Origin of the sequence: Rugamonas rivuli (assembly GCF_009380165.1) — a bacterium.
GTDB classification, from domain to species: Bacteria; Pseudomonadota; Gammaproteobacteria; order Burkholderiales; family Burkholderiaceae_D; genus Rugamonas; species Rugamonas rivuli.
Map to the genome: position 1 here is coordinate 853,239 of NZ_WHUF01000002.1, position 18,207 is coordinate 871,445.

At 61.1% G+C, this 18,207-nt stretch carries 21 protein-coding genes; 19 read left to right on the forward strand and 2 right to left on the reverse strand.

Annotation, left to right across the window (positions count from 1 at the left end):
- Positions 1–90: 90 nt before the first annotated feature.
- A complete protein-coding gene (locus tag GEV01_RS09040; protein WP_152803527.1) occupies positions 91–1,359 on the forward strand; it encodes an EAL and HDOD domain-containing protein in 1,269 nt (422 codons plus the stop codon).
- Positions 1,360–1,365: 6 nt separating this feature from the next.
- On the opposite strand, the gene GEV01_RS09045 is transcribed toward GEV01_RS09040, so the two are convergent.
- A complete protein-coding gene (locus GEV01_RS09045; RefSeq protein ID WP_152803529.1) occupies positions 1,366–2,091 on the reverse strand; it encodes an SAM-dependent methyltransferase in 726 nt (241 codons plus the stop codon).
- Between the two features lie 8 nt (positions 2,092–2,099).
- A complete protein-coding gene (locus GEV01_RS09050) occupies positions 2,100–2,690 on the reverse strand; it encodes a Maf-like protein (RefSeq protein WP_152803532.1) in 591 nt (196 codons plus the stop codon).
- 128 nt (positions 2,691–2,818) lie between these two features.
- Here GEV01_RS09050 and GEV01_RS09055 point away from each other — a divergent pair, with 128 nt between their 5' ends.
- From GEV01_RS09055 to era, 18 genes are all read left to right on the forward strand, one after another.
- The gene (locus GEV01_RS09055; RefSeq protein WP_152803534.1) at positions 2,819–3,316 is read left to right on the forward strand and encodes a YceD family protein; all 498 of its coding nucleotides are present in this window, start codon (positions 2,819–2,821) and stop codon (positions 3,314–3,316) included.
- 198 nt (positions 3,317–3,514) lie between these two features.
- Entirely contained in the window at positions 3,515–3,697 is a 183-nt protein-coding gene (gene rpmF / locus GEV01_RS09060; RefSeq protein ID WP_008449924.1) for a 50S ribosomal protein L32, read from the forward strand.
- 194 nt (positions 3,698–3,891) lie between these two features.
- The gene (gene plsX / locus GEV01_RS09065) at positions 3,892–4,953 is read left to right on the forward strand and encodes a phosphate acyltransferase PlsX (protein ID WP_043481077.1); all 1,062 of its coding nucleotides are present in this window, start codon (positions 3,892–3,894) and stop codon (positions 4,951–4,953) included.
- A 16-nt stretch (positions 4,954–4,969) separates the two neighbouring features.
- Positions 4,970–5,956, forward strand: coding sequence for a beta-ketoacyl-ACP synthase III (locus tag GEV01_RS09070; protein WP_152803535.1), 987 nt, complete (start codon positions 4,970–4,972; stop codon positions 5,954–5,956).
- A gap of 100 nt (positions 5,957–6,056) precedes the next feature.
- Positions 6,057–6,998 carry an ACP S-malonyltransferase gene (gene fabD, locus GEV01_RS09075; RefSeq protein WP_152803537.1) on the forward strand — a complete coding sequence of 314 codons (942 nt, stop codon included), beginning with the start codon at positions 6,057–6,059 and terminating at the stop codon, positions 6,996–6,998.
- Positions 6,999–7,043: 45 nt separating this feature from the next.
- Positions 7,044–7,790 (forward strand): 3-oxoacyl-ACP reductase FabG, encoded by a 747-nt coding sequence (fabG, locus tag GEV01_RS09080; protein ID WP_152803539.1) that lies wholly within the window; start codon positions 7,044–7,046, stop codon positions 7,788–7,790.
- A 156-nt stretch (positions 7,791–7,946) separates the two neighbouring features.
- Complete coding sequence (acpP, locus tag GEV01_RS09085) at positions 7,947–8,186, forward strand: acyl carrier protein (protein WP_008449912.1); 240 nt, start codon at positions 7,947–7,949, stop codon at positions 8,184–8,186.
- A 30-nt stretch (positions 8,187–8,216) separates the two neighbouring features.
- Positions 8,217–9,464 (forward strand): beta-ketoacyl-ACP synthase II, encoded by a 1,248-nt coding sequence (gene fabF, locus GEV01_RS09090; protein ID WP_008449908.1) that lies wholly within the window; start codon positions 8,217–8,219, stop codon positions 9,462–9,464.
- A gap of 163 nt (positions 9,465–9,627) precedes the next feature.
- Positions 9,628–10,053, forward strand: coding sequence for a protein YgfX (locus GEV01_RS09095; protein ID WP_152803541.1), 426 nt, complete (start codon positions 9,628–9,630; stop codon positions 10,051–10,053).
- Positions 10,054–10,130: 77 nt separating this feature from the next.
- The gene (rpoE, locus tag GEV01_RS09100) at positions 10,131–10,733 is read left to right on the forward strand and encodes an RNA polymerase sigma factor RpoE (RefSeq protein WP_008449903.1); all 603 of its coding nucleotides are present in this window, start codon (positions 10,131–10,133) and stop codon (positions 10,731–10,733) included.
- Between the two features lie 87 nt (positions 10,734–10,820).
- Positions 10,821–11,141 (forward strand): sigma-E factor negative regulatory protein, encoded by a 321-nt coding sequence (locus tag GEV01_RS09105; protein WP_152803543.1) that lies wholly within the window; start codon positions 10,821–10,823, stop codon positions 11,139–11,141.
- A gap of 133 nt (positions 11,142–11,274) precedes the next feature.
- A complete protein-coding gene (locus GEV01_RS09110; protein WP_408014825.1) occupies positions 11,275–12,792 on the forward strand; it encodes a DegQ family serine endoprotease in 1,518 nt (505 codons plus the stop codon).
- 41 nt (positions 12,793–12,833) lie between these two features.
- Positions 12,834–13,079, forward strand: coding sequence for a glutaredoxin family protein (locus GEV01_RS09115; RefSeq protein WP_152803545.1), 246 nt, complete (start codon positions 12,834–12,836; stop codon positions 13,077–13,079).
- Positions 13,080–13,325: 246 nt separating this feature from the next.
- The gene (gene lepA, locus GEV01_RS09120) at positions 13,326–15,119 is read left to right on the forward strand and encodes a translation elongation factor 4 (RefSeq protein WP_008449896.1); all 1,794 of its coding nucleotides are present in this window, start codon (positions 13,326–13,328) and stop codon (positions 15,117–15,119) included.
- Positions 15,116–16,033, forward strand: coding sequence for a signal peptidase I (gene lepB / locus GEV01_RS09125; protein ID WP_152803547.1), 918 nt, complete (start codon positions 15,116–15,118; stop codon positions 16,031–16,033). The genes lepA and lepB overlap by 4 nt, the downstream gene beginning before the upstream one ends.
- A gap of 38 nt (positions 16,034–16,071) precedes the next feature.
- Positions 16,072–16,461, forward strand: coding sequence for a DUF4845 domain-containing protein (locus GEV01_RS09130; protein WP_070360846.1), 390 nt, complete (start codon positions 16,072–16,074; stop codon positions 16,459–16,461).
- Positions 16,462–16,482: 21 nt separating this feature from the next.
- Positions 16,483–17,289, forward strand: a complete 807-nt coding sequence (gene rnc / locus GEV01_RS09135; protein WP_152803548.1) for a ribonuclease III — start codon at positions 16,483–16,485, stop codon at positions 17,287–17,289.
- 11 nt (positions 17,290–17,300) lie between these two features.
- On the forward strand, positions 17,301–18,203 hold the full coding sequence (era, locus tag GEV01_RS09140) for a GTPase Era (RefSeq protein ID WP_152803550.1): 903 nt from the start codon (positions 17,301–17,303) through the stop codon (positions 18,201–18,203).
- The last annotated feature ends 4 nt before the right edge of the window (positions 18,204–18,207 follow it).

Below are 18,207 nucleotides of genomic sequence, written 5' to 3' on the forward strand. Positions count from 1 at the left end.
GACGGTATAGCAGGGTATAGTCTGCTAGTTAGCGGGTTGCCGCTTGAGACGGCAACCCGAATTAAGCAGATTGCAGATTGGGAGCTTCCCATGATGATGACGTCGTCAACGGTGCCGTCCAAGCTTGCTGACAACTTCTTTCTTGCGCGCCAGCCCATCCTCAACCGGGGACAGCGGCTGGTGGCATATGAGCTGCTGTTCCGCGACGCCCGCTTGCGCAACGAAGCCACCATCACCGACGACGCCGAGGCCACCGCCACCGTGATCGCCCACGCGTCCGAGCTGGGCATGGAGCACGTGGTGGGCGACCAGATGGCCTTCGTCAATGTCGACGCCATCGGCCTGATGAGCGACTTCATCCGCTTCCTGCCGAACGACAAAGTCATCCTCGAAATCCTCGAAACCGTCAAAGCCACGCCGGAAGTGCTGGACCGCATACGCGAGCTCAAGCAGGCCGGCTTCAAGTTCGCGCTGGACGATGTGATCGGCCAGTCCGAAGACGTGCAGAAATTCCAGCCGCTGTGCGACGTCATCAAGGTCGACATCAAGGAAATGCACCCCGGCACCTTGCCGGCGCTGGCGCGCGTGCTGAAGAACCCCAAGCAAAAGCTGCTGGCCGAGAAGGTCGAGACGATGGAGGAGTTCCAGCAATGCATGGAGCTGGGCTTCGAATATTTCCAGGGCTATTATTTTGCGCGGCCCGTCATCCTGAGCGGCAAGAAGATTTCGCCGTCGCAGCGCAGCGTGCTGCATTTGCTGGACTTGCTCAACACCGAGGCCAGCAGTCACGAGATCGAACGCAGCGTCAAGCATGACGCGCTGATCACGCTGAACCTGCTGAGGCTGGTGAACACGCCGGCGGTCGGTGCGCGCTACCGCATCAACTCGGTCGGCCATGCGCTGATGGTGCTGGGGCGGCGTCAGCTCAAACGCTGGCTGCAGATCCTGCTGTACGTGAAGGGCGGCGGCGCGCAGGAGTTCACCTCGCCGCTGCTGCAGCTGGCCACCACGCGCGGCAAGACCATGGAGCTGATGGTCGAGCATTTGCGGCCTGGGCAGCGCGTCAGCGCCGATATCGGCTTCACGGTGGGCGTGATGTCGCTGATGGACACGCTGTTCTCCATCCATATGCGCGACGTGCTGGAAAGCGTCAACGTGCTGGACGAAGTGCGCGCCGCGCTGCTGCATCGCAGCGGCGACTACGGCAGCATGCTGAGCCTGATCGAGCACATCGAGCGCAACCGCGACGGCAAGCTGCTGGCGCAGATGCTGCACCAGCTGGAGCTGACGCCGGCCGAGCTGTACGCGATCCAGCTGGCCGCGATCGAGTGGGTGACGGACTACACCCGCGGCGTCTGACCCCGCTTATTGGCCCAGCAGCAGGAACACGGTGGGCTTCTTGTGGAAGTCCGGCGCCTTGGCGCTCTTCCATTGCGACGCGCTCATGGTGCGGATGGTTTCCGATGGCAGGCTGAGGTCGGTCGCCACGCAGATCAGCGTGCTCGGCGCGCAGGCCGCCGTCAGCGCTTCCAGCATGGCGGCGTTGCGGTAGGGCGTTTCAATGAACAGCTGCGTTTGCTTTTCCTTGCGCGAGCGCTGTTCCAATTCCTTGATGCGGGTGGCGCGCTGCGCGGCGTCGGTCGGCAGATAGCCGTTGAAGGCGAAGCTCTGTCCGTTCAAGCCGCTCGCCATCACCGCCAGCAGCAGTGACGACGGCCCCACCAGCGGCCGCACCGGGATGTTGTGCTGATGCGCCAGCCGCACCAGGTCGGCGCCAGGATCGGCCACCGCCGGCACGCCGGCTTCCGACACCAGTCCGCCATCCTGGCCGGCCAGCAGCGGCGCCAGCAGGCCCGCCAGCGCGGCCGCCGGAGTGTTGACGTTGAGTTCGGAGATCTTGATTTCCTGTAGCGGCTTGGCCAGCGGATGGTTGGCGTTGACCAGCTTGAGGAAGGCGCGCGCCGTCTTGGCGTTCTCGGCGACGAAGTAATCGAGTTGCGCAGTGATCCGCTGCACCTGTTCGGGCAGCACGGAGGAGAGCGCTTCAGTCTCGCCCAGGGTGTTCGGTATTAAGAAGAGGGTGCCGGTCATAAAAACAGTCAGGTATTAAAGAAGGAAACGCCAATGTTGCGCAGCATGCCTGTCAGCGCGATCAAAGGCAAGCCGGTGAGGGCGGTCGGGTCGCTGCTGTCGATGCGTTCCAGGATGGCGATGCCCAGCGCCTCGTTCTTAGCGCTGCCGGCGCAGTCGTAGGGCTGTTCGATGCGCAGGTAAGCGTCGAGTTCGGCGTCGGGCAGGTCGCGGAACTTGACGACGGTCTGGATGTCTTCAACCTGTGCCGTGCCGGTGCGGCCATCCCACACGCACAGCGCGGTGTGGAAGATTACTTCGCGGCCGCGCATCTTCTGCAGCTGGACCAGCGCGTTGGCATGGTTGCCCGGCTTGCCGATCTGCTCGTCGTCCAGCGTGGCGACCTGGTCGGAGCCGATGACGATGCGGCCAGGCAGCTTGGCGGCCACGGCTGCGGCTTTCTCGCGCGCCAGGCGCAGCGCGGTGGCGCTGGGCGTCTCGCCGGGCAGCGGGCTTTCGTCGATATCGGGCACCGCCACGTCGAACGGCAGTTGCAGCCGTGATAAGAGTTCGCGGCGGTACGCGGAACTGGAGGCGAGTACGAGTAAACTTGATGTCATGAGGGGAATGTTATATGCTCTGTCGCCGGACGTGCCAGCGGCAAAAAAGAACGAAAAATACGCTAAGGCTTTGACTTGACGATGAAAACCCTGTTATTATCGCAGGTTTTCCGGGGAAATTTTCTGTAATGAATGCTATTGTGATCGACGCCTTTGAATTTTGTCGGAGCAACGGCAGCCAGCAAGGCGTGACGCCTGTTGCCGAAATGACCCGTTTGACCAAGGATTGTGCCGATACGTCGGGTACGATCGCCTGGAAAGCAGTAGGGGGCACCAGCAAGATGGGCTTCCCGCAGATGACGCTGTCGGTTTCCGGCACCGTGCAACTGGTCTGCCAGCGCTGCCTGACGCCTTACGCACACACCATCGACGCACAAACCGTGCTGATGCTGGGTAAGGACGATGAGCAAGCGGACGAGATCGAAGAAATGATCAACGACGAGACGATCGATGTGATCGTCGGCAGCCGCAGCATGGAGCTGATGGACTTGGTGGAAGACGAAGCGCTGCTGGCCCTGCCGCATACGCCGAAACATGATGTCTGCCCCGACTCCGCTCTGCTGGACAAGGCAAAAAGCGAAAAGTTGTCGCCGTTCGACGCCCTCAAGGGCCTCAAATCCGAATAAGCAGTACCGAATAAGTAGTGTTGTAAAGAACGTGTCAAACGCGTGTAGTAAATCGAGTATGGCAAGTCAGCAGTGAAAATGTAGTAAATCTCAGTTTAACTATGCCGGTTCAGTTTTGCCGGCAGGATACTCGATTCGCATGTATTTGCTGGTCGAATGTGTTAAAATTTTAGAACTTATGTATTAGGAGTCATTAACATGGCAGTTCAACAGAACAAGAAGTCCCCTTCGAAGCGCGGTATGCACCGTTCGCACGATTTCCTGGTTGCTCCACAACTGGGTATCGAGCCAACCACCGGTGAAACCCACCTGCGTCACCACATCAGCCCTAACGGCTTCTACCGTGGTCGTAAAGTCCTGAAAACCAAAAACGACGAGTAATCGACGCTTTTGCTGGACCCGGAAATAGGCGGTGCTACGTGGATAACTCGCGGAGCATCGCTTTTTCTTTATCATCGGCTGCAATCCTCTTTTGCACACCGTCATTTTGAAACGCGTAGACCTGGATGTGGTTGGTCCGCAGCTTGCCGCAGCTTGCCCCGCATGGGCTGGAGCGTGGTACTGAATCAAAACAAATGACAATCAAAATTTCTATCGACTGCATGGGTGGCGATCACGGCCCGTCGGTCACTATCCCCGCAGCAGTTTCCTTCCTCAAACGTGAGCCTGACGCTGAACTGATCCTGGTCGGTTTGGAAGACGTTATTCGCGCGGAATTGAAAAAGCAGCACGCCGATACGCATCCGCGCATCACCGTGCAACACGCCTCCGAACAAGTCACCATGGACGATCCGCTCGAAGTGGCCCTGCGCCGCAAGAAGGATTCGTCGATGCGCGTCGCCATCGAGCAAGTCAAGGACGGCAAGGCCCAGGCCTGCGTCTCGGCCGGCAATACCGGCGCGCTGATGGCGGTGTCGCGCTACGTGCTCAAGACCATGACCGGCGTCGACCGTCCGGCCATCTGCGGCATCATGCCGAACCAGAAAAATGGCCCGACCTATATGCTGGACCTGGGCGCCAACGTCGATTGCGAACCGCATCACCTGCACCAGTTCGCCATCATGGGTTCGGTGCTGGTCTCGGCCATGGAAAAAATCGCCCGCCCGACCATCGGCCTGCTGAACGTCGGCACCGAGGACATCAAGGGCAATGAAGTGGTCAAGGCCACCAGCAAGCTGCTGCAGGCCGATCACGAACGCGGCGCGCTCAACTTCCACGGCAACGTCGAGGGCAACGACATCTTCAAGGGCACCACCGATATCGTGGTGTGCGATGGCTTTGTCGGCAACGTGACCTTGAAGGCGGTGGAGGGCGTCGCACGATTCTTTGGCGACACCCTGCGCACGGAATTCAAGCGTAATCTGTTGACCATGCTGGGCGCCTTGCTCGGCGGCGGTGCGCTGAAGGCGGTCAAGGACCGCTTCCAGCCATCGCGCCACAACGGCGCCAGTCTGCTGGGCCTGCGCGGCCTGGTGTTCAAGAGCCATGGCGGCGCCGATGCCTATTCTTTTGAGTGGGCGATCCGACGCGCGTATGATGCTGCAAAAAATGATGTGTTGGGGCATATCTCGGAAATGATCGCCGAGCTCATGCCGCGCAACACGGATACCCCGGAAGTACCAAGCTCAACTATTTAGTGGACGGTAGAACGGCATGACTTTGTACAGCAAAATTATAGGCACCGGCAGCTACCTGCCGGAAAAGCGTGTGACCAACCAGGACCTGGCTGATCAACTCGCCGCCAAAGGCATCGAGACCTCGGACGAATGGATCGTCAGCCGCAGCGGTATTTCGGCACGCCACTTCGCCGAGCCTGAACAGAAATCGTCGGACCTGGCGGTCAACGCCGCCAAGAAGGCGCTGGAGATGGCTGGCCTGGAGCCGAACGACATCGACCTGATCGTGCTGGCCAGCTCGACGCCGGACTTCTTCGGCAGCTTCCCCAGCACCGCCTGCATCGTGCAGAAAAAACTGGGCATGACCAACAACAGCGCGGCAGTCGACGTGCAAGCCGTGTGCAGCGGCTTCGTCTACGCCGTGTCCACCGCCGACGCCTTCATCCGCGCCGGCGTGCACAAGAACGTGCTGGTGATCGGCGCCGAAGTGTTTTCGCGCATCCTCAATTTCGACGACCGCACCACCTGCGTGCTGTTCGGCGACGGCGCCGGCGCCATCGTGCTGAGCGCGTCGGAAGAGCCAGGCATCCTGGCCACCAAGCTGCACGCGGACGGCCGTCATTCGGACATCCTCAGCGTGCCGGGTTCGGTCGATGGCGGCGCGGTTGCCGGCAGCGCCTTCCTGTACATGGATGGTCCCGCTGTCTTCAAGCTGGCCGTATCGGTGCTGGAGAAGGTCGCGCACGAAGCGCTGGACAAGGCCAATATGACCTCCGACCAGATCGACTGGCTGATACCGCACCAGGCCAATATCCGCATCATGAACAGCACCGCCAAGAAGCTGGGCCTGCCTGCCGAGAAGATGGTTGTCACCGTCGACCAGCACGGCAATACGTCGGCCGCTTCGATCCCGCTGGCGCTGGACGTGGCTGTGCGCGATGGCCGCATCAAGAAAGGCCAGCACATCATGATGGAAGGCGTCGGTGGTGGTTTCACCTGGGGCGCGGTTTTGGCGCGGTTTTAACGGCCTGAATTAGAATTAGAGTTCTAACGGACTCGTCGGTAGCAAAGCTGTCACGATGGCATGCTAGCGTAGCGTTCAATAAAAATGAGATGGATGAAGTATGACTAAATTTGCTTTTGTATTTCCAGGCCAGGGTTCGCAAGCGATCGCGATGATGGACGGCTTTGCCGGCAATCCGGTGGTGGCGCAGACCATCGCCGAGGCATCCGACGCGCTGCAATTCGACCTCGGCAAGCTGATCGCCGAAGGTCCGAAGGAAGAGCTGGACCTGACCACCAACACCCAGCCGGTCATGCTGACCGCTGCGGTTGCCGTCTACCGTGCATGGATCGCCGCCGGCGGTCCGCTGCCATCCATCGTTGCCGGTCACAGCCTGGGTGAATACTCGGCGCTGGTGGCTGCCGGTGTGATTTCGTTCAAGGATGCCGTGCCGCTGGTGCGCTTCCGCGCGCAAGCGATGCAGGAAGCCGTGCCGGTCGGCATGGGCACCATGGCTGTCGTGCTGGGCCTGTCGGACGACGACGTCCGCGCCTCCTGCGCCGAAGCCGCTGCCGCCGTGCCTGGCTCGGTGGTCGAGGCCGTCAACTTCAACGCGCCGCTGCAAGTTGTGATCGCCGGCGACACCATCGCGGTCGAGCGCGCCTGCGAGATCGCCAAGGCCAAGGGCGCCAAGCGCGCCATGAAGCTGCCGGTGTCGGCGCCGTTCCATTCGTCGCTGCTGAAGCCGGCTTCGGACCGCCTGCGCGACTATATGGAAGGCCTGACGTTCTCGGCGCCGCAGATCGCGCTGATCAACAACGTCGACGTCGCCGTGCTGACCGATCCGGCCAGCATCAAGGATGCCCTGGTGCGTCAGGCCGCAGCGCCCGTGCGCTGGGTTGAAACCATGCAGAAGGTCGCCGCCGAAGGCATTACGCAAGTGGTCGAGTGCGGACCTGGCAAGGTGCTGATGGGCTTGACCAAGCGCATCGACGCCACGCTGGTCGGCGACGCGATCACCGATCAAGCCTCGCTGGAACGCGTGTTGACCCTGCTCAAATAAGCAGCCGGGTCTTCAGGCACACTCCCTAAACGTTTAAGGAACACCATGAATTTAGCAAATCAAGTTGCCCTGGTTACGGGCGCATCGCGCGGCATCGGCAAGGCCATCGCCCAGGAGCTGGCCCGTCAAGGCGCCCGCGTGATCGGCACCGCCACCACCGAAGCCGGCGCGGAAGCGATCTCGGCTTATCTGGCCGAGATCGGTGCCGAAGCCGGCAAGGGCATGGTACTCAACGTCACCGACCCTGAGCGCTGCGCCGCCGTCATCGACGAGATTGCCAAGACCTTCGGCGCCGTCGGCATCCTGGTCAACAACGCCGGCATCACGCAGGACCAGCTGGCCATGCGCATGAAGGATGAAGAGTGGGACAGCGTCATCGCCACCAACCTGAGTTCGGTCGGCCGCCTGTCGCGCGCCGTGCTGCGCGGCATGATGAAAGCCAAGACCGGGCGTATCATCAACATCACTTCGGTGGTGGCGTCCTCCGGCAATCCGGGCCAGATGAACTACGCCGCCGCCAAGGCTGGCGTGGAGGGCATGGGCCGCGCGCTGGCGCGTGAAATCGGCAGCCGCAACATCACCGTCAACAGCGTGGCGCCGGGCTTCATCGACACCGACATGACCAAGGGCCTGGGCGAAGAACAGCACGCCGCCCTGTTGACGCAGATCCCGCTGGCACGCCTGGGCAAGCCCGAGGATATCGCCGCCGCCGTCGCCTTCCTGGCGTCGCCGCAAGCAGCGTATATTACCGGCACCACCCTGCACGTGAACGGCGGGATGTACATGAACTGATGCGTTCCGGTGGCGTAAAATCCACCGGTTCTCGTCTTTTAGCAGTGATTTCGGATTAGTTGTAGGCAAATACGCAGCAGCTACCGAAATTAGTTTTTCAGTGCGCAAACCTGATAAAATGCGCGCTTTCCGTAACAAACAAAATGGAGCCATAACATGTCGGATATCGAACAACGCGTTAAGAAAATCGTCGCTGAGCAACTGGGCGTCGCCGAAGCAGACATCAAGATCGAATCCTCGTTCGTCGACGACCTCGGCGCTGACTCCCTGGACACCGTTGAACTGGTGATGGCCCTGGAAGACGAATTCGAAATGGAAATCCCTGACGAACAAGCAGAAAAGATCACCACCGTGCAGCAAGCGATCGACTACGCTACCGCCCACGTCAAGGCGTAATTTCTGCCCGATCGACTTTAGGAGAATCGCTTGAGAGGTTCTAAAAACCGTCGTGTTGTCATCACCGGCCTAGGCGCCGTGACCCCGGTCGGCAATACCGTTGCCGAATCGTGGGCCGCGATCACCGAGGGTAAATCCGGGATTGCCAACATCACCAAGTTTGATGCGCAAGCTTTCACCACCAAGTTCGCCGGTGAAGTCAAAGGCTTCAATATCGAGGATTACATCCCCGCTAAAGAAGCGCGCCACATGGATACCTTTATCCATTACGGCATGGCAGCCGGCATCCAGTCGGTGCAAGACTCCGGTATTGTCGTCACCGAAGAGAATGCCGATCGCATCGGCGTCATCATCGGTTCCGGTATCGGCGGCCTGCCGCTGATCGAAGCCACCAAGGAAGAGTACGACAAGCGCGGTCCGCGCCGTATCTCGCCTTTCTTCGTGCCTGCCTCGATCATCAATATGATCTCGGGCAACCTGTCGATCAAGTACGGCATGCGTGGTCCTAACCTGTCGATCGTCACGGCCTGCACCACCGGCCTGCACTGCATCGGCGCGGCCGCCCGCATGATTGAGTACGGCGATGCCGACGTCATGGTGGCCGGCGGTGCGGAATCGACCGTATCGCCACTGGGTCTGGGCGGTTTCGCCTCGGCCCGCGCGCTGTCGACCCGCAACGACGACCCAGCGACCGCGTCCCGCCCATGGGACATGGACCGCGACGGTTTCGTGCTGGGCGAAGGCGCCGGCGTGATGGTGCTCGAAGAGTACGAACACGCCAAGGCCCGCGGCGCCAAGATCTACGCCGAGCTGCTGGGGTTCGGGATGAGCGCTGACGCTTATCACATGACCTCGCCATTGGAAGATGGCAGCGGCGGCAGCAAGTCCGTGATTGCAGCGCTGGCCAACGCCGGCATCAATCCGGACCAGGTGAACTACCTGAACGCACACGGTACGTCGACCCCGCAGGGCGACGTGGCGGAAGTGCAGGGCATCAAGCGCACCTTCGGCGCGCACGCCAAGAACATGGTGATCAATTCGACCAAGTCGATGACCGGTCACCTGTTGGGCGGCGCCGGCGGCCTGGAAGCAGTGTTTACGGTACTGGCGGTACACCATCAGGTGTCGCCTCCGACCATCAACATCTTCAACCAGGACCCTGCTTGCGACCTGGACTTCTGCGCCAATGTGGCCCGTCCGATGAAGATCGAGTATGCAGTCAAGAACTCGTTCGGCTTCGGCGGCACCAACGGCAGCCTGGTGTTCGGCAAGATCTAAAGTCCGTAAAAGTTCAACTCCGCGTTGAACTAATCCGCGCAAGCCCTGTCCAAACAGGGTGAGCGTGGATTCGGCGCCGGCATTCGCCGGCGCCAGAATTGCCCGGCCTTCGCGGCCGGCGCTTCCGAATGTAATCCCCTGTGTTGTTGTGCGTCCGCTGCCCATGTCGATTGCGGTCTCTGTCATCGTTCGCCCCTCGTCCGGCTTGCGCATCGTGCATGCCGGCCTGTGCTGCTGCGTGATGGCCTCGGCCGCCGCCTGTCCGGGCTGGTGCGCGCCGCTGCTGTGCGTGCTGGCTGGCGTGCTCGGCTGGTGCGGGCGGCCGCATCGTAATGTGTGCCAGCTTGATATTTCCGGTGTCGGCCAGCTGCGGCTGGCGGTATACCGGGAACACGGGGTGGCGCTGCGCCTGCTGCAGGGTTCGACCATATGGCCGGGCTTGCTGCTATTGCGGCTGGGCGGCGACAGCGGCAGGGTGCAGGTGCTGATAGTGCTGCCCGACAGCGTCACGCCCGCCGACTGGCGCGCTTTGTCGCTGGCCTGCCGGGCCATCACCGCACGTGCTGAAATAAAAACGCGAACACTGTGAACTTCTTGCAGCGGGCTAACTCTATAGCATATGGCTACAGAATTCGGCCACGCTGCAGGCCACTGAGGAATGCAGGAGTGACGACAGAACGTGAGTGTGACCAGGTGCTGGTGGACCGGGTGCGGGATGGTGACAAGCAGGCGTTTGATTTGCTGGTGGCGAAGTACCAACGCCGGCTGATGCGCCTGCTGTCGCGCATCGTCCACGATCCGGCCGAAGCCGAGGATGTGGTGCAGGAGACGTTTATCAAGGCCTACCGCGCGTTGCGGCATTTCCGCGGCGACTCGGCCTTTTATACGTGGCTGTACCGCATCGGCATCAACACCGCCAAGAACTTCCTGGCCACGCAGGGGCGTCGCACGCCCACGTCGACCGAAGCCGACGCCGAACAAGCCGAAGCCTTTAACGATGGCGAGCATTTGCGCGACATCAATACGCCGGAATCCATGCTGGCGAGCAAGCAGATCGCCCAGACCGTCAACGCGGCGATGGATGCCTTGCCCGTGGATTTGCGTACCGCGATCGCCTTGCGCGAGATCGAGGGACTGAGCTATGAGGAAATCTCCGACATCATGGCCTGTCCCATCGGTACTGTACGCAGCCGTATCTTCCGCGCCCGCGAAGTCATCGCCGAAAAATTGAAGCCTTTGTTGGACTTGCCTGTTGACAAGCGCTGGTAAGGCGAGAATGATGGCAAGTGTTATTGGCAACTGGCAATGCGCCTGCGGCAGGCGCGGCGGACGTGTTTTGACATGGCGGGATACGCGATGGATACCCAGAAAAGACTGCACGAAAACATCTCGGCGCTGGCCGACGGTGAGCTGGCGGACAGCGAGCGCGAGCTCGCGCTGGCGGCGCTCGATACGGCGGAAGGGCTGGCGGCCTGGCGTGCCTACCATCTGGCCGGCGACGTGCTGCGCGACCAGGCCAGTGGCGCCTTGAGCGACGGCTTCAGTGCCTCGCTGTCGGCCCGCCTCGCGGCCGAGCCCGTCTACACGGCCACAGCCACCTCGGCCGAACGCGGGCCCGACCCGTCGGCGCCCGCACCCGACCAGGCCGAATCGCCGGCCGACGTCATCTTGCCCTGAAACGCATACGCTTATAACATCTGCGAGCGCGCCATCGGGCGACTTTTCGCTTACCATACGCTAGCCTTAGCCTCGCGCAACTTTGCCCGAGGGGTACTTGCGTTCCAGAACTTTACAAAGACTGATACTTTCCATGAAAAATAATTTCGCTGCTGGTAGTAAAACTCTTTCTGCGCTGCTGGTCAGCGCAAGCGTATGGATGTCGCCGGCCGTGCTCGGCATGGCCCCGGCGACGGCCGCCGCGCCGGTCACGGGCGCCGTCATCGGCCTGCCTGATTTTGCCGACCTGGTCGACCGCGTCGGCCCGGCCGTGGTCAATATCCGCACCACCGAACGTCTGAAGCTGGGCGGCCGCGGCAATGCCGACGGCCAGCCGGGTGAAGAAGAAATGCAGGAATTCCTGCGCCGCTTCTTTGGCGGCGCGCTGCCGCAGCCGGGCAACCCGGGCGGCAAGACCGTGCCGCGCGGCCGCCGCCAGGCGCCGTCCGACGAGCCGGTGCAGCGCGGCGTCGGCTCCGGCTTCATCCTGTCGGCCGACGGCTATGTGATGACCAACGCCCACGTGGTCGACGGCGCCGACGAGGTATTCGTCACGCTGACCGACAAGCGCGAGTTCAAGGCCAAGGTGCTGGGCGCAGACGCCCGTACCGATGTGGCCGTGCTGAAGATCGAGGGCGACAAGCTGCCCTTCCTGGTGATGGGCGATTCGGACAAGATCCGCGTCGGTGAATGGGTGATCGCGATCGGTTCGCCGTTCAACCTGGAGAACACCGTCACCGCCGGCATCATCTCGGCCAAGCAGCGCGACACCGGCGACTACCTGGCGCTGATCCAGAGCGATGTCGCGGTCAATCCCGGCAACTCGGGCGGCCCGCTGATCAATATGCGCGGCGAAGTGATCGGCATCAATTCGCAGATCGCCACGCTGTCGGGCGGCTCCAACGGCATTTCCTTCGCCGTACCGATCGACGAGGCGATCCGCGTATCGGAACAGTTGAAGAAAAACGGCAAGGTCACGCGCGGCCGCATCGGCGTGCAGATCGGCGAAGTCAGCAAGGAAGTGGCGGAGTCGCTGGGCCTGAAGAGCGCGCAGGGCGCCGAAGTGTCGCTGGTCGAGCCGGGCGGTCCTGCCGACAAGGCCGGCATCAAGGCGGGCGACATCATCCTCAAGTTCAACGGCGTGCCGGTGAACCGTTCGTCCGACCTGCCGCGTCTGGTGGGCGGCACGGCGCTGGCCAGCAAGGCCACCGTCACCGTGTGGCGCAAGGGCCAGCAGCTGGACCTGCCTGTCACCGTGGCCGAGCTGGAAGCGGACAAGGCCGCCAAGGCCGGCAAAGGCAAGGGCGGCAAGGCCGAACCGGAAGTGGCCAAGGCCAATGCGCTGGGCTTGAAGGTCAGCGATCTGACTGCCGAGCAGAAGAAGGAGTTGGGCGTCGACGGCGGCGTGGTGGTCGATTCGGCCGAGGGTGTGGCCGGCCGCGCAGGTGTGCAGGAGGGCGATGTGCTGCTGCAACTGAACAACATCGAAGTCAAGGACGTGAAGCAGTTCAACGCGGCCGTGGCCAAGCTCGATGCGAAGAAACCGTCGGTGCTGCTGGTGCGCCGCGGCGACGTGGCGCAGTTCGTTTCCGTGCGTCCTAGCGCGAAGTAAGGAGTTCGCCCCGCCCGCTTCGGCGCGGCGGGGCGCCAGTCATGCATTTCACCCTCTACTCCCGCAGCTACTGCCACCTCTGCCAGGACATGCTGGACGCCCTGATGCGCCTGCAAACCCCATCCCAGCCCATCACGGTGGATGTCATCGATGTCGATGCCGACGACGCCCTGGTGGCCCGTTTCGACGAACTGGTGCCGGTGCTGTACGCCGACCTGTCCCAGCCCGAGCTGTGCCACTACTTCCTCGACGAGGCCAAAGTGCGCGAAGTGCTTCGAATTGCTTAATTAATAGGCATTTCCGCCGCATTTTTTGCCTCAAAGGCTTAAGCAATATGCATTTCTCACTGCATAAGTCGGCCTTTCCCCTCTGAAATCCGGTAAAATGCGGGGGTAGAAAAGCTTCCGTTTTGCTTTCAGTGGCTGTCATCAAGGCGCTCGCCAGGGCATTACCGCCCCGCTCGGAGCGCTTTTTTCGTATTGCGCGCAGTTTCTGCGCCCCGTCGTTTCAAACCCGTTTTTGAATATTTGTTAATGAACAACATACGCAATTTTTCCATCATCGCCCACATCGACCACGGTAAATCGACCCTGGCGGACCGCATTATTCAATTGTGCGGTGGCTTGTCCGAACGCGAGATGGAGTCGCAAGTGCTCGATTCGATGGATCTGGAGCGCGAACGCGGCATTACGATCAAAGCCCAGACCGCAGCCCTGCAATACAAGGCCCGCGACGGCATCGTCTACAATCTGAACCTGATCGACACCCCCGGCCACGTCGACTTCTCGTATGAAGTGTCGCGCTCGCTGTCCGCCTGCGAAGGCGCGCTGCTGGTGGTCGACGCCTCGCAAGGCGTGGAAGCCCAGACCGTGGCCAACTGCTACACCGCGCTCGACCTGGGCGTGGAAGTGGTGCCGGTCCTGAACAAGATCGACTTGCCGAACGCCGATCCTCCGACCGCGATCGCCGAGATCGAAGACGTGATCGGCATCGAAGCCGGCGACGCCGTCCATTGCTCGGCCAAGACCGGCCTGGGCGTGGAAGACGTGCTGGAATCGATCATCGCCAAAGTCCCGCCGCCAAAGGGCGACCCCGACGCGCCGCTGCAAGCGCTGATCGTCGACTCGTGGTACGACCCGTATGTTGGCGTGGTCATGCTGGTGCGCGTGATGAACGGCACCCTGAAGCCGAAAGACAAGATCAAACTGATGGCCACCGACTCGCTGCAGCTGGTGGAAGACGTCGGCATCTTCGCGCCGCGCTCGGTCTCGCTGCCGCAGCTGTCGGCCGGCCAGGTGGGCTTCATCATCGCCGGCATCAAGGAACTGAAGGCCGCCAAGGTGGGCGATACCGTCACCCTGGCCAACCGTCCTGCGCCGGCGCCGCTGCCAGGCTTCAAGGAAGTGCAGCCGCAAGTGTTCGCCGGCCTGTTCCCGGTCGAGGCCAACCAGTACGACGCGCTGCGCGACTCGCTGGAAAAGCTCAAGCTGAACGACGCCGCACTGATGTACGAGCCGGAAGTATCGCAGGCGCTGGGCTTCGGCTTCCGCTGCGGCTTCCTCGGCCTGCTGCACATGGAAATCGTCCAGGAGCGCCTGGAGCGCGAATTCGACATGGACCTGATCACCACGGCCCCGACCGTGGTGTATGAAGTGGTCATGCGCGACGACAGCATCATCAAGGTCGACAATCCGTCCAAGATGCCGGAGCCGACCAAGATCAACGAAATCCGCGAGCCTATCGTCACGGTCAACCTGTACATGCCGCAAGAATACGTCGGCTCGGTGATCACGCTGTGCATCGGCAAGCGCGGCGTGCAGATGGACATGGCTTACCACGGCCGCCAGGTCAAGCTGGTCTATGAAATGCCGATGGGCGAGATCGTGCTGGACTTCTTCGACAAGCTCAAGTCCACCTCGCGCGGTTACGCGTCGATGGACTACGAGTTCAAGGAATACCGCGCGTCCGACGTGGTCAAGGTCGACATGCTGATCAACGGCGAGAAGGTCGATGCGCTGGCCATCATCGTCCACCGTTCCAACTCCGCCTACCGCGGCCGCCAGGTGGCCGCCAAGATGCGCGAACTGATCCCGCGCCAGATGTTCGACGTCGCGATCCAGGCCGCCATCGGCGTCAACGTGATCTCGCGCGAGAACGTCAAGGCGCTGCGCAAGAACGTGCTGGCCAAGTGCTACGGCGGCGACATCAGCCGTAAGAAGAAACTGTTGGAAAAGCAAAAAGCAGGTAAAAAACGCATGAAGCAAGTGGGCTCGGTAGAGATTCCACAAGAAGCGTTCCTGGCAATCTTACAAGTGGACGACAAATGAACCTGCAAGTGATCTTAGGTAACTTTGCTTTAATCCTGTTCGTGCTGATGGTGATCACCGGTGTGATCTGGTTCCTGGATGTGTTCTACCTGGCCAAGCAGCGCCGTGCCGCCGCCGACCGCGCGCTGGCCGACTACGACGCCCGCAACGCCAAGCTCACCGCCGACGGCATCAAGGTCGACAACCTGGGCAACCGCGCCGCGATCGAAGCGAACCTGCTGCGCCAGCCGACCTGGATCGAGTACTCGGGCAGCTTCTTCCCGGTGATCGCGCTGGTGTTCTTCCTGCGCTCCTTCCTGTTCGAGCCGTTCAAGATCCCATCGTCGTCGATGGTGCCGACCCTGTTGGTGGGCGATCTGATCCTGGTGAACAAGTTCACCTACGGCATCCGCCTGCCGGTGCTGAACCAGAAGATCGTGCAGATCAACAACCCGCAGCGCGGCGACGTGATGGTGTTCAAATATCCGCTGGATATGACCCAGGATTACATCAAGCGCGTCATTGGCGTGCCGGGTGATAAAATCACGTATGAAAACAAGCGCTTGACGGTCAATGGCGTGGAAGTGAAGTACTCGCCGCTGGACGACTACCTCGACGACGAACACTTGCAGTACAACAAGCAGTTCCAGGAAAACCTGACCGGCGTCAGCCACCGCATCCTCAACAACGAGGCGGCGCCTACGTTGAGCCTGGATGGCGTGAAGAAGTTCCCTTACAGCGAAAACTGCACCTACAAGTATGAAGGCTTTACTTGTGTGGTTCCGCAAGGCAACTACTTCATGATGGGCGACAACCGCGACAACAGCGCGGACAGCCGCTATTGGGGCTTTGTGCCGGACAAGAACATTGTCGGTAAAGCCATCGTCGTGTGGATGAACCTGGGCAATCTGCGCCGCATCGGCAGCATCAACTAATCATCCGCTCAGCGCATACTCGGTCGAAAGGGAATAAGATGCAATCAGGCTTGAAACGGCAGAACGGCATTTCCCTGGTCGGCTTGATCTTCGTGCTGGCCGCGCTGGGCTTCATCGGCGTGCTGGCGCTGAAGATCGTGCCGACCTACACCGAGTACCGCGCGATCCAGAACGCCATCGTCACGGCCAAGGCCACCGGCGGTTCCGTGCTGGAGATGCAGAAATCGTTCGACGCCAATGCGACCACCGGCTACATCAGCTCGATCACCAGCCGCGATCTGCTGATCGCCAAGGAAAACGGCGAGTTCGAAATCAGCTTCGCCTACGAAAAGAAAATCCCGCTGGTCGGACCCGCCAGCCTGCTGTTGGAATACCAGGGCACGACGTCGAAAAACGGCGTGCCGGCTCCGGCCAAAACCGATCAATAAAGTAAAGAACCGTACAGAACAATGAATCTTCAGTTATTGCAAACCCGTTTAGGCTATACGTTCCAGGATGCTGGCCTGTTGCAGCAAGCCTTGACGCACCGTAGCCATAGCAGTTTGCATAATGAACGACTGGAATTCCTGGGCGATTCGATCCTGAACTGCGTGGTGGCGTCCATCCTGTACGAGCGCTTTGTGGCGATCGACGAGGGCGACCTGTCGCGCCTGCGCGCCAACCTGGTCAAGCAGCAATCGCTGTACGAAATCGCGCAAAAGCTGGAGCTGTCGCAGTTTCTGCGGCTGGGGGAAGGGGAGTTGAAGTCGGGCGGTTTCCGCCGTCCTTCGATCCTGGCCGACACGCTTGAGGCGCTGTTAGGCGCCATTTTTTTGGATGGCGGCTTCAACCCCGCGCGCGACGTGATCCGGGCCTTCTACATTCCTATCCTGGAATCGGTCGACCCGCAAACCCTGGGCAAGGACGCCAAGACCCTGCTGCAGGAATTCCTGCAAAGTAAAAAGATTTCCCTGCCGCTGTACAATGTGGTTGCCACCCATGGCGCCGCGCACAGCCAGGAATTCGAAATCGAATGCCTGGTGCCCAAGCTGGGCATCCAGGTTTACGGACGCGGCGGCAGTCGCCGCGCCGGCGAACAGGCCGCCGCCAAACTGGCGCTGGAAGTGGCCGAGCAAGCGTTGGTCAAGACCCCGGCCGCCGGCCGCAAGGCCAAGCCACGCGCTGCCCAGCTGAAGCTGGCCGGCATCGCCACCGTGCAGACGACCGAGGCCGGTAACGAGCCGTCGCCACCGCCTGCCAAAGCAGCAAACAAGTAAAGAGAACTGAAATGAATACCGAAACGACCTCCGCCAACTTCCGTTGTGGCTATATCGCCATTGTCGGCCGCCCTAACGTGGGCAAATCGACCCTGATGAATACCCTCATCGGCGCCAAGGTCAGCATCACCTCGCGCAAGGCGCAAACCACGCGCCACCGCATCACCGGCATCCAGACCCATGACGATGCGCAGTTCATCTACGTCGACACGCCGGGTTTCCAGACCCGCCACTCGAACGCGCTGAACAACACGCTCAACAAGACCGTCACCAACACCCTGATCTCGTCGGACCTGATCCTGTACGTGATCGAGGCGGGCACCTTCGGCCCGGCCGACCAGCAAGTGATGGATCTGCTGCCGAAAGAAGTGCCAGTCATCCTGGTCATCAACAAGGCCGACCGCGTGCGCGACAAGGCCGCGCTGATGCCGTTCGCCCAGCAGGTCGCTTCCAAGCATGAGTTCGCTGCCATCGTGCCGGTATCGGCCAAGCTGCGTTTCCAGCTGGACGGCCTGGAAAAAGAGATCAAGAAACTGCTGCCGGAAAACCAGCCTATCTTTGGCGCTGACGACATCACCGACCGCAGCGAAAAATTCCTGGCGTCAGAGATCGTCCGCGAGAAGCTGTTCCGTCTGGTCGGTGATGAGCTGCCTTACACCAGCACCGTACTGATCGAGCAGTTCGAGCAAGAGGGCGACCTGCGCCGCGTGTTCGCCGCCATCCTGGTTGAGCGCGATACGCACAAGTCCATGGTCATCGGTAACAAGGGCGCGCGCCTGAAGGAAGTCTCGACCCAGGCTCGCCTGGACATGGAGCGCCTGTTCGGCGGTCCGGTGTACCTGGAAATCTGGGTCAAGGTCAAATCCGGCTGGGCCGACAACGAAGCGGGTCTGCGCGCCTACGGCTACGAATAAAAGA

What these genes read in the sequence shown, in the direction of transcription:
- GEV01_RS09095 (WP_152803541.1), top strand. Translation starts at nt 9,628, where the DNA reads ATGTCGATTGCGGTCTCTGTCATCGTTCGCCCCTCGTCCGGCTTGCGC.
- fabD (WP_152803537.1), top strand. Translation starts at nt 6,057, where the DNA reads ATGACTAAATTTGCTTTTGTATTTCCAGGCCAGGGTTCGCAAGCGATC.
- GEV01_RS09130 (WP_070360846.1), top strand. Translation starts at nt 16,072, where the DNA reads ATGCAATCAGGCTTGAAACGGCAGAACGGCATTTCCCTGGTCGGCTTG.
- fabG (WP_152803539.1), top strand. Translation starts at nt 7,044, where the DNA reads ATGAATTTAGCAAATCAAGTTGCCCTGGTTACGGGCGCATCGCGCGGC.
- GEV01_RS09045 (WP_152803529.1), bottom strand. Translation starts at nt 2,091, where the DNA reads ATGACCGGCACCCTCTTCTTAATACCGAACACCCTGGGCGAGACTGAA.
- GEV01_RS09050 (WP_152803532.1), bottom strand. Translation starts at nt 2,690, where the DNA reads ATGACATCAAGTTTACTCGTACTCGCCTCCAGTTCCGCGTACCGCCGC.
- lepB (WP_152803547.1), top strand. Translation starts at nt 15,116, where the DNA reads ATGAACCTGCAAGTGATCTTAGGTAACTTTGCTTTAATCCTGTTCGTG.
- GEV01_RS09115 (WP_152803545.1), top strand. Translation starts at nt 12,834, where the DNA reads ATGCATTTCACCCTCTACTCCCGCAGCTACTGCCACCTCTGCCAGGAC.
- era (WP_152803550.1), top strand. Translation starts at nt 17,301, where the DNA reads ATGAATACCGAAACGACCTCCGCCAACTTCCGTTGTGGCTATATCGCC.
- plsX (WP_043481077.1), top strand. Translation starts at nt 3,892, where the DNA reads ATGACAATCAAAATTTCTATCGACTGCATGGGTGGCGATCACGGCCCG.
- rpmF (WP_008449924.1), top strand. Translation starts at nt 3,515, where the DNA reads ATGGCAGTTCAACAGAACAAGAAGTCCCCTTCGAAGCGCGGTATGCAC.
- GEV01_RS09110 (WP_408014825.1), top strand. Translation starts at nt 11,275, where the DNA reads ATGAAAAATAATTTCGCTGCTGGTAGTAAAACTCTTTCTGCGCTGCTG.
- GEV01_RS09040 (WP_152803527.1), top strand. Translation starts at nt 91, where the DNA reads ATGATGATGACGTCGTCAACGGTGCCGTCCAAGCTTGCTGACAACTTC.
- acpP (WP_008449912.1), top strand. Translation starts at nt 7,947, where the DNA reads ATGTCGGATATCGAACAACGCGTTAAGAAAATCGTCGCTGAGCAACTG.
- lepA (WP_008449896.1), top strand. Translation starts at nt 13,326, where the DNA reads ATGAACAACATACGCAATTTTTCCATCATCGCCCACATCGACCACGGT.
- GEV01_RS09055 (WP_152803534.1), top strand. Translation starts at nt 2,819, where the DNA reads ATGAATGCTATTGTGATCGACGCCTTTGAATTTTGTCGGAGCAACGGC.
- rnc (WP_152803548.1), top strand. Translation starts at nt 16,483, where the DNA reads ATGAATCTTCAGTTATTGCAAACCCGTTTAGGCTATACGTTCCAGGAT.
- GEV01_RS09105 (WP_152803543.1), top strand. Translation starts at nt 10,821, where the DNA reads ATGGATACCCAGAAAAGACTGCACGAAAACATCTCGGCGCTGGCCGAC.
- GEV01_RS09070 (WP_152803535.1), top strand. Translation starts at nt 4,970, where the DNA reads ATGACTTTGTACAGCAAAATTATAGGCACCGGCAGCTACCTGCCGGAA.